Below are 9,791 nucleotides of genomic sequence, written 5' to 3'. Positions count from 1 at the left end.
CCGGGCCGCTCCACGTCCTCCGGAGATGGTCACGGACCGGGGTGCCGCATCCGCCTGGGTCGACGTCGCGGGGTCCGAGGTCGGTGTCGGAGTCGGGGTCGGAGTCGGCGTGGGTGCCGGAGTCGGCGTGGGGGTCGGGGTCGGCGTGAGGGTGGGGGTCGGTGTCGGCGTGGGGGTCGGCGTCGGCGTCGGCGTGCTGCCGACCTGCGAAGGCCCGGTCGTGCCGGGTCCGCAGGTCAAGGTGCTGCTCGATGTCGAGGTACTGGACGAGCTCGTGACCGTGCCCGACCCGCTCGTCGTGGTCGGCGACGGGCTCGGCGTCGCTGTCGGTGTGTTCGACGAGCTGACGCAGTTCGTGCCGTGCGAAGCCTGGGAGCCACGAGCAGCCGCGGCCCGTGCTGCCGCGGCCTGCGCAGCGGCCTGTCGGGCGAGTTGCGCCTGCGCTGCGGCGATGATCGCGGCGAGCACGCGTGGGCTGATCGCGACCCGGCGGACGATCGTGGTCGTTCGCGTCGTGGTCCGCTGCGTGACCGGAGTCGTGACCTCGACCGTCTTCGGGATGACCGTCGGGGGACCTGCGACGGGCACGAGTTGCGGCGCCGTCGCGGTGCTGACCGCCGCGGGCTTCGCCGGAACGGACGCGTCGACCGCCGGTACGAAGACGACCGCCTGGGCGATGCCGAGGGCCAGGGCTGAGACGACTGCGACGGCACCCCAGAACCCGTGATGGCGTCGCGAGAGCGGAGCTTCCCCCTGGAGGTCGTCGGAGCGGTGTGACTTCGATTTCGGGGCGCGGTCGGGCTTGGTCTGGTGGACACTTGGTCCGGAATCCGGCCAAGCCATTGCGCACCCCCAATGCTGCCGAACAGCGCGGGTACCGCACCCTGATCAGGAACGAGCCCGTGTACTCAACCGAACGCTGCCGCCGAAGGGCGACCGAAACCGTGTGCACGAATTGGTGTGGTGTCGGCGGAGCTTATTCGTGAGAATCCCCTCCCACTGACAACTAAGCACCATAGGCCCGTTCAGGGGACAGGCGCAAGTAAATTGCATCCGACCACGAATCGGTGCGAAATCCCGCATAATCGGCGAAATCATGGCCATTCGCTGCGTCCAGCCCCTCATCTGACCCCACTTTTGGGGGTAGGAGATTGGTACCGCCCGCTACATGCCGTGACGGGCATGAAGGCGCTCGGCGCATCCCGCGATCAGAGCCTGCGGATGAAGTCCAGCGCGAGTTCGTTGAACCGGTCGGGCTGCTCCATGTTCGCCGCGTGACCGCAGTCGTCGATGACCACAGACGCGGCGAGCCTGTTCAGCGCGGCGGATGCGTCGGCGTGCTCGCACGGCCACAACTCGCTGTCGCGACCTGCCACGAACAGCGACGGCACGTCGAAGCCCGCGATGACGTCCCGCCAGTCCTGCACAGCATGGTCGTTCAGGAGGGCCAGCTCGGCCACGGTGTACGCGACCGGGACAGTGCGCGCGGGGTCGATCTGCATCGCCGTCATCATCCGGATCAGCCGTTCCCCGCGCTCAGCGGGCGGCGTGCCGCGCCCCGTCGGCGGCACTCCGCGCTCGAACATCGTGCCCATGACGGCACGGTCGTAGTCGTAGAACCCGAACGCCCAGTCATCGGTGTTCAGCATCTTCGGGGTCTGGTCGACGGTCACCGTTCCGGCGACGCGCTCCATTCCGAAGAGGCTCGCGTACGCCCAGATCGTGCTCGCTCCCTGCGAGCCTCCGATGAGGACCGCCTCCCGCAGGTCGAGCGCGACCAGGAGGTCGCCGAGGTCCTTGCCGTGGCGGGACATCCGCGCGCCGAACGACGGCGCTTCCGACGTTCCGTGGCCGCGACGGTCGAAGGCGAGAACCCGCAGTCCTGCGCCGGTCAGCGCATCCTGCTGCAGCACCCAGCTCGTCGCCGGCGCCTTGAATCCGGCGACCAGGATGACCGGGCGACCGACCGGATCCCCCGTCTCCGTGTAGTCGAGCCTCACTCCGTCGCTGGTGCTGATCGAGGGCATCCGAGCGCTCCTTATTTGTCTGTGGTGCCGGACTACTGGTGTGGCCGGCCGATGGTCAGGGCGATTCGGGAGCCGCAACCGGTGGTCCGGGAAACGCCTTGCCCGGGTTGAGGATGCCCTGCGGATCGAGCGCCTGCTTGATCGCTCGGTGCAGTTCGACGACGCGCGCTCCCAGCTCGCGCTCCGCACCGGCGAGCTTCAGCAGACCCACCCCGTGCTCGCCCGTGACCGTGCCGCCGAGGTCGAGGCAGTCCGCGACGATCCGGTCGAACGCAAGCTTCGCCCGCTCCTTCGCGGCGTCGTCACCGACCGGGGCGATGATCAGCGGATGCAGATTACCGTCACCGGCGTGCGCGATGTTCGCGATCACTACGTCGTGGTCGGCCGCAGTCGATTGGATGCGCGCCAGCATCTCCGGGACCGCCGCGCGCGGCACGCAGATGTCCTCGGTGAGCACCGGCCCCAGGCGTTCGAGCGCCGGGTACGCGAGCCTCCGAGCGAGGAAGAGCCGATCGACCTCGGCGGCGTCCGCGGCCCGTTCGATGCTCGTGCCGCCCGCCTCCGTGAACAGCCGCGCGATCTCGTCGGCGAGTTCGGCGCCCGCCTCACCCCGTTCATCCACTTTCGCCAGCAGCAATGTGTCGACGTCATCCGGAAGACCGATGCCCTGCCACTCGTCGACAGCGCGCAGGCAGGTGCGGTCGACCAGCTCGAGCGCGGACGGGATGATGCCGGCGCGCGAGACGAGGGCGACCGCATCCCCCGCCGACCGCAGCGAGGGGAAATAGCCGATCACCGCACGCTCCTCGCGGCCGGCGAGCGGAAGCAGCCTGAGCGTCACCTCGGTGACGATTCCGAGCGTGCCCTCGGAGCCGACCAGAAGGGCAGCGAGGTCGTAGCCGGCGACGCCCTTGGCGGTCGAGCGTCCGAGCCGCACGACGGAGCCGTCGGCGAGCACCACCGTCATGCCGAGCACATAGTCGCGGGTCACGCCGTACTTGACGCAGCAGATGCCGCCGGCGTTGGTGGCGACGTTGCCGCCGATCGTCGAGATGCGGTAGCTCGCCGGGTCGGGCGGGTACCACAGACCGTGGCTGGCGACCTCGGTGCGGAGTACGTCGTTGATCACGCCGGCCTGGGCGACCGCGAAGCGTTCGGCGGTGTTCACCTCGACGATCGCGGTCAGCTCCTCCAGCGAGAGGACGATCGAGTTCTCCACAGCATTGGCCCCTCCCGAGAGGCCGGTGCCCGCACCGCGTGGGACGACGTGGATGCTGTGCGCGGCCGCGAACGCGACCACCCTGGCGACGTCCTCCGTGCTGCGAGCGCGTACCACTGCCAAAGGCTGCACGTAGGCGGCCCATTCCGCGTCGTCGTGGCTGTACTCCTCCAGCATGCCGGCGTCGGTGACGACCTGGTCCGAATCGAGCAGTTCGCGGAGTTCGGAGACGATCGTCGACATCCTCTTATCTTGCACCCGCTGCCGCGCGCGGCTCGCGGCTCGCGCCTCGCGGCTCGCGCCTCCGGCGAGAGTGCCTGTTCCGGTCGAGCGTGACCGTTGCGCACGTCACTCTCGGCCGGAAGTGCCGCTCTCGCTCGGTGGAGGTCCGTGCGGGCTGCGTAGAGTGGCAGTCGAACCGGGACCGGAGGGATGACCGTGGCAGCAGACAAGAAGGCCCTCGCGAGCATCGAGCAGGTCCTGCACGACGGCGAATCCGTCACGGCGACCCTGCGGGTCGTCCTGGCCGTGTCGAACTCGAGCAACACCAATCCGTCCGGGTTGCTCGCCCTGACGGATGAACGGGTGATCTTCGCGGGCTGGGCGCGACGCAGGCTGACCATCGTCACGCATCCGCTCGACGACATCCGCTCGATCGAATTCGAGCGCGCCCTGATCGCGTCGTTCCTCCGCATCGGCACCGGGGACCCGGCCGCTCCGACGGTGACGACGTTCCGGCCCGACCCGGGACCTGCGCAGCGGTTCGTCGCGGCGGTGACCGCGGCAATGGCGCGGCACACCGGCGCCGAGGATTCGGTGGCGTCGGAATCGCCCTCCGCCTCGGCAAGCGTGCCCGACGCGTCGTCTGCCGGCGCCTCCGCGAGCGTGCCCGACGCGTCGCCTGGCGGCGCCTCCGCGCACACCGTGCCCGCGACGCCATCCGCCTTCCCCAACCCCTCCTCGACCGCCGATGCCCTCGTCAGGATCGCGGACCTCCACGACCGCGGAGCCCTCACCGACGAGGAGTTCGCCACGGCCAAGGCGAAGATCATCGGCGGCTGACGCGCCCAGCCGAGTTCGGTTGACGCAATTGGCCGGCGCATCCTGCCCCCTCGCGGCCGATCGCGTCAACCGAGCCGCCCCGACGCCGCACTCATCGACGCGAGCGCTGAATCGGATCGCGCGACACTGTTGGACAGAGACGCTCTGGCGCGCGAATGTAAGAGGTAACCGCGCCCCGAAACGAGGAACCCTGTCGTGACCTACCAGCCCGAGCCCACCCGCTACGACCGCATGCAGTACCGCCGCACCGGCCGGTCCGGCCTCGACCTGCCCGCCCTGTCGCTCGGCCTCTGGCACAACTTCGGCGACGACCGGCCGTACGAGACGCAGCGCGCGATCGTCCGCCGTGCCTTCGACCTCGGCATCACCCACTTCGACCTCGCGAACAATTACGGGCCGCCCTATGGCTCCGCCGAGAGCAACTTCGGCCGTCTCGTGGCCGACGACCTGCGTCCGTTCCGCGACGAGATCGTCGTCTCGTCGAAGGCCGGCTGGGACATGTGGCCCGGACCCTACGGACAGGGCGGCGGCGGTCGCAAGTACATGCTGGCGAGCCTCGACCAGTCGCTCGGCCGCCTCGGCCTGGACTACGTCGACATCTTCTATTCGCACCGGCCCGACCCGAGTACCCCCCTCGAAGAGACCATGACGGCGCTCGACACGGCGGTGCGGTCCGGCAAGGCCCTCTATGTCGGCATCTCGTCGTACAGCGCGGACGACACCCGACGCGCGGCGGCGATCCTCGCGGACCTCGGTACTCCTCTGCTCATCCACCAGCCCTCCTACTCGATGCTCAACCGCTGGGTCGAGACCGAGGGCCTCCTTGACGCCGCCGGCGAGCTCGGGGTCGGCGTCATCGGCTTCACCGCGCTCGCGCAGGGGATGCTCACCGGCAAGTACCTCGACGGCATCCCCGCCGGCTCCCGCGCGGCCGAGAACACCTCGCTCGACCGCTCGATGCTGTCGGATGACGCATTGGAGCACATCCGCGCCCTCGACGCGATCGCGCGCGACCGGGGCCAGTCGCTCGCCCAGCTCGCACTCGCCTGGGCGCTGCGGGATGCGCGGGTCACGTCGCTCGTCACCGGCGCGAGCAGCGTCGCCCAGCTCGAGCAGAACGTCGGCGCACTCGACCGCCTCGACTTCACCACCGACGAGCTCGCGGCCATCGACGAGCACGCAGTGGACACCGGAGTGGACCTCTGGGCGTCCGCGCGCCGCGGCCAACTCGGCTGATACCACCGGACGCGCCCGCTGTCATCCCCTAGATGTCCGCGGACCGCCCACCGTACTGTCGTACCAGCGCGCCGGATGCAGCACCCTGGGGGCCGCGGATCACGGACGGCGGGTGAGTTCCCGGCGCGTGTGGGGCGAGTCCCGGGTGGCGTGGTCTGGTCGACCCGCCCACCCGGGTACTCGGCACCGGCGCAACGAGTCGGACGGCTGAGTCCGGCCGTCACCCCGCGCTGCGGCGGTGGCCATCGTCGCCGACTGCGGCCGCCGGTCGTCCTACTCTCTCAGCGGTCGTCGGCTCCGTCGTCGGTCGTCGCCGTCGTCAGCCCGCGTCGCGGATCGGCCGGATGAGGTCGGGGCTGTCGCCGGTCACCGGACCGACTTCGTCGAAGACCAGCTGCTCGGCCACCGTCACCGCCGCACGCACCGCCTCATCGAGGAGTGCCTGGTCGCCGACGACGGTCGGGTCGATCCAGTGGTCCCACAGTTCGCGCGGCAGGGGCACGGGGTTGCGGTCGTGGATGTGCTCGAGCGTCTTCACCGCATCCGACGTGAGGATGGTCGTGGTCAGGTGCCAACGGTCGTCGTCACCGCGCTCCTTGGCCGGGTCGGCCCACCAGGCGTAGAGGCCGGCGAAGCCCATGAGCTCGCCGTCGGCCGAGTGGATGAAGTACGGCGTCTTCTTCTTCGTCTCGGGGTCGGTCTGCCACTCGTAGTACCCGATCGCCGGGACGATCGCCCGCTTCGAGGCGACGGATGCTTTGAACATCGGCTTCTCGGCGGCCGACTCGGCGCGTGCGTTGAAGGTCGGCACCTTCGTCTTCAGCTCTTTGGACCACGACGGCACCAGCGACCAGCGCGCCAGTTCGAGTCGTCGCACCGGCGGCTCGTCGCCCTTCTTGCTCTCGAGCAGGATCGGCACCGGGTCGGTCGGGCTGATGTTGTAGCTCGGACGCCAGTCGCGGAAGTCGCCGCCCTCGGCCACGAACTCCTGGATCAGGTCGTCGGTCTCTTTGTCCATCGCGAAACGCCCGCACATGGTGACAGGCTAACGCCAGCCACCGACGCGGACGATCTGTCGAGTCCGGGAAAAGTCCGCGCGATTCACAAGAATCCGCGGACTTTTCCCGGGCTCGACCGCGAGGAGCGTCAGCGGCGGCGGAACTCTCCGGCAGCGGGACAGTCGAACGGGTCGCGCGCCGACAGGCCGACGCGGTTGAGGTAGCGCACCACGATGCCGTACGACTTCGGGAGCGTCGTCTCGGTGTAGACGATGTTCTCCGTGGCGCAGTGCTCCCTGACGATCGCGGCGGCCTTCCGCAGGTGCGGCCGCGGCATGTTCGGGAACAGGTGGTGCTCGATCTGGTAGTTGAGGCCGCCCATGAAGGTCGACATCCCGGTGCCCCGGATGTTGCGCGAGGTGAGCACCTGCTTGCTCAGGAAGTCGACCTTGACGCCGGCTTCGATGATCGGCATGCCCTTGTGGTTGGGGGCGAAGGATGCGCCCATGTAGACCCCGAAGACCGCCAGCTGCACGCCGATGAAGGCGAACGCCATGCCGAGGGGGAGGAAGGTGAAGATGGCCCCGAAATAGATCGCGAAGCGGAGCGCGATGAACACGATCTCGCGGGCGCGGCCGTCGACCTTGTCCTTGCCGAAGAGGGTACGGAACGAGAGCGCGTGGAGGTTGAAGCCCTCGAGCAGCAGCAGCGGGAAGAAGAAGTAGCCCTGGCGCTTCGTGATCGCACGGACGATCCCGCGTGCCTTCTTGGCATCCTCTTCGAGGAACGAGATCGTGTCGACGCTGATGTCGGGGTCTTTGCCGACCGTGTTGGGGTTCGCGTGGTGGCGGCTGTGCTTCGTCATCCACCACGAGTAGCTGATGCCGACGACGGCGGTCGCGAGCAGCCGGCCCGCCCGATCGTTCGCGGGCCCGGAGGCCAGCACCTGGCGGTGCGACGCCTCGTGCGCCAGGAAGGCGAACTGGGTGAAGATCACGCCGAGCGCGGCGGCGATGAGCAGCTGGAACCAGCTGTCGCCGAGCAGCACGAAACCGGTCGTGGCTCCGGCGAGCGCCGCGACGAGGATGCCGAAGACCGTCACGTAGAAGTATGGAGTCCTCCGCAGCAGCCCGTGATCGCGCACCGTGTTCAGCAGTGTCGAGTAGGTGTTGGTCACGCTCGGCGTCGAGTCGATGCGTTTGACCGTGCGACGCACCGGTCCCAGGGTTGCAGTGAGTGCCGTCATAGCCAGCCTTCGTCGGATCGACTTCCCAGCCGGCGTTCTCGGACAGACGTCCGCAGATGGCCTCAGCATACGTGTGGGTGCTGATGGAACGCTGCGAATCGACCGGCGAGATGTCAAAAAAGTGCTGTCCCCCTTTCGGGGGAACCCACAGACTCGGAAAAACGATGTAATCTCATTTTTGTGAATAGGTGAGAAACAATCAGTTTTGTTCGCGGTCTCTCTCACCTGTCACAAGCCCGAAGATCGCCTGTACACCCGACACGCAGGGACACTCTCGTGAATGCGCTCACCCGAGGTCGAGTCACTCGACCGTCGCCCGACACCCGAACCTTCGTGGTGCTCGGCGGGCAGGAAGCGCTGAGGGTGACCCCCCTGGACGGAGCCGGCGGCAACAAAGCCGTTCGAGACCACGGCTTTCCCCCAGTTGCCGTCGACTCCCCCGAGACCGGGCCCGGGCGGTGGACCGCATGACCGTCCTCAAGCCACGTCTCTCCTTCCACAACCACGCGCGCGCCACTGTGATGCACACACCGTTCCGCCCGGACGTGGTCCGGACGAGCGAGCGCGCGTGGGCCCGGAGCTACCGGCTGCGCCTCCTCGTCACCGACACGGTGATCATCGTCACCTTCTGCTTCGGTTCGATGTTCCTGCGCTTCGGCTTCGATGACACCCACGCGCTCGTCGGCGGCTACCGCACCGACTACCTCGCCATCGCCGTGCTCATCTCGCTCGTCTGGATGTTCACCCTCGCCGCGTACCACACGCGCGACTCACGGGTCGTCGGCATCGGCGTCACCGAATACCGTCGCGTCGTCAGCGCCAGTGCGATCACCTTCGGGCTCCTCGCCATGGTCTTCCTGGTCGCGAAGGTCGACATCGCCCGCGGCTACTTCGTGCTCGCCCTGCCCGTCGGGGTGCTCGGCGTGCTCACCAGCAGGTGGCTGTGGCGCAAATGGCTCATCCACCAGAGGATGTTCGGCCACTACCTTTCGCGCGCCCTCGTCGTGGGTGGCGGCGACGACGTCGAATACGTCGTGCGCCAGATCGACCAGAAGTCGGGAGCCGCGTACCACGTGGTCGGCGCATCCGTCGACGACCCGAGTCGCCCTGTCGCCTTTCCGGCTCAGGATGTCCCGGTGGTGTCAGACCTCACCGGCGTCGCGGAGGCGGCGGCGAGCCTCAACGCGGACACGGTCATCGTCGCCGGCCAGCCCCAGGGCGGCAGCGACTACATCCGCTCGCTCGCCTGGCAGCTCGAGGGGACGGCGACCGAGCTGGTCCTCGCATCCCGCCTCGTGGACGTCGCTGGACCGCGCATCCATTTCCGGCCCGTGGAGGGCCTTCCGCTCATCCATGTGGAGATTCCGCAGTTCGAAGGCGGCAAGCACGTCCTGAAGCGCGCCCTCGACGTGGCCACCTCCGGCTTCGCACTCCTCATCCTTTCGCCCCTGTTCCTCGTCGTCGCGCTCCTGGTGCGCCTCGACAGCGAAGGGCCTGCACTGTTCCGCCAGGAGCGGGTCGGCCGCAACGGAGAGACGTTCACGATGTTCAAGTTCCGCTCGATGGTCGTCACGGCCGAAACGGATCTCGAGAAGCTGAAGGCACAGGATGACGGCAACGGGGTCCTGTTCAAGATGAAGAACGACCCGCGCGTCACGCGCGTGGGCCGCGTGCTGCGCAAGTACTCGATCGACGAGTTCCCGCAGCTGTGGAACGTCTTCGTGGGGGATATGAGCCTCGTCGGGCCGCGGCCGCCGCTGCCCGTCGAAGTCCGCGAATACGAACGGCATGTTCACCGGAGGCTCTACATCAAGCCGGGCCTCACCGGCATGTGGCAGGTCAACGGACGCTCCGATCTCTCCTGGGAGGAGAGCGTGCGACTCGACCTCTACTACGTCGAGAACTGGTCCCTGACGGGGGACCTCATGATCATGTGGCGCACCGTGAAGGTGCTCACTCACCCTGTGGGGGCGTACTGATGCCCTCCTTCTGTTACCCGACCA

The 9,791-nt window shown here is 68.3% G+C and carries 8 protein-coding genes; 4 read left to right on the top strand and 4 right to left on the bottom strand.

Going from position 1 to position 9,791, the window contains the following annotated elements; genetic code table 11:
* The first annotated feature begins 25 nt into the window (after positions 1–25).
* On the top strand, positions 26–727 hold the full coding sequence (locus ACV7NN_RS13620) for a hypothetical protein (RefSeq protein WP_463350110.1): 702 nt from the start codon (positions 26–28) through the stop codon (positions 725–727).
* A gap of 481 nt (positions 728–1,208) precedes the next feature.
* Here the strand turns inward: ACV7NN_RS13620 and ACV7NN_RS13615 are convergent, their stop codons facing one another.
* Complete coding sequence (locus ACV7NN_RS13615; RefSeq protein WP_463350109.1) at positions 1,209–2,027, bottom strand: alpha/beta fold hydrolase; 819 nt, start codon at positions 2,025–2,027, stop codon at positions 1,209–1,211.
* A 55-nt stretch (positions 2,028–2,082) separates the two neighbouring features.
* On the bottom strand, positions 2,083–3,489 hold the full coding sequence (locus tag ACV7NN_RS13610) for an FAD-binding oxidoreductase (RefSeq protein WP_463350108.1): 1,407 nt from the start codon (positions 3,487–3,489) through the stop codon (positions 2,083–2,085).
* Between the two features lie 195 nt (positions 3,490–3,684).
* On the opposite strand from ACV7NN_RS13610, the gene ACV7NN_RS13605 reads away from it, so the two are divergent.
* Positions 3,685–4,308: an SHOCT domain-containing protein gene (locus tag ACV7NN_RS13605; protein WP_463350107.1), complete on the top strand. Its 624-nt coding sequence runs from the start codon at positions 3,685–3,687 to the stop codon at positions 4,306–4,308.
* Positions 4,309–4,503: 195 nt separating this feature from the next.
* The gene (mgrA, locus tag ACV7NN_RS13600; RefSeq protein ID WP_463350106.1) at positions 4,504–5,544 is read left to right on the top strand and encodes an L-glyceraldehyde 3-phosphate reductase; all 1,041 of its coding nucleotides are present in this window, start codon (positions 4,504–4,506) and stop codon (positions 5,542–5,544) included.
* Positions 5,545–5,863: 319 nt separating this feature from the next.
* Here the strand turns inward: mgrA and ACV7NN_RS13595 are convergent, their stop codons facing one another.
* Together ACV7NN_RS13595 and ACV7NN_RS13590 are read right to left on the bottom strand one after the other, a co-directional pair.
* Positions 5,864–6,580 carry an SOS response-associated peptidase gene (locus ACV7NN_RS13595; protein ID WP_463350105.1) on the bottom strand — a complete coding sequence of 239 codons (717 nt, stop codon included), beginning with the start codon at positions 6,578–6,580 and terminating at the stop codon, positions 5,864–5,866.
* A gap of 110 nt (positions 6,581–6,690) precedes the next feature.
* A complete protein-coding gene (locus tag ACV7NN_RS13590) occupies positions 6,691–7,788 on the bottom strand; it encodes a fatty acid desaturase family protein (RefSeq protein ID WP_463350104.1) in 1,098 nt (365 codons plus the stop codon).
* Positions 7,789–8,255: 467 nt separating this feature from the next.
* On the opposite strand from ACV7NN_RS13590, the gene ACV7NN_RS13585 reads away from it, so the two are divergent.
* Positions 8,256–9,767: a sugar transferase gene (locus tag ACV7NN_RS13585; protein WP_463350103.1), complete on the top strand. Its 1,512-nt coding sequence runs from the start codon at positions 8,256–8,258 to the stop codon at positions 9,765–9,767.
* The last annotated feature ends 24 nt before the right edge of the window (positions 9,768–9,791 follow it).

The organism is Leifsonia sp. Ger2509 (genome assembly GCF_055231915.1).
This window is presented reverse-complemented; position numbering and strand designations above follow the sequence as displayed.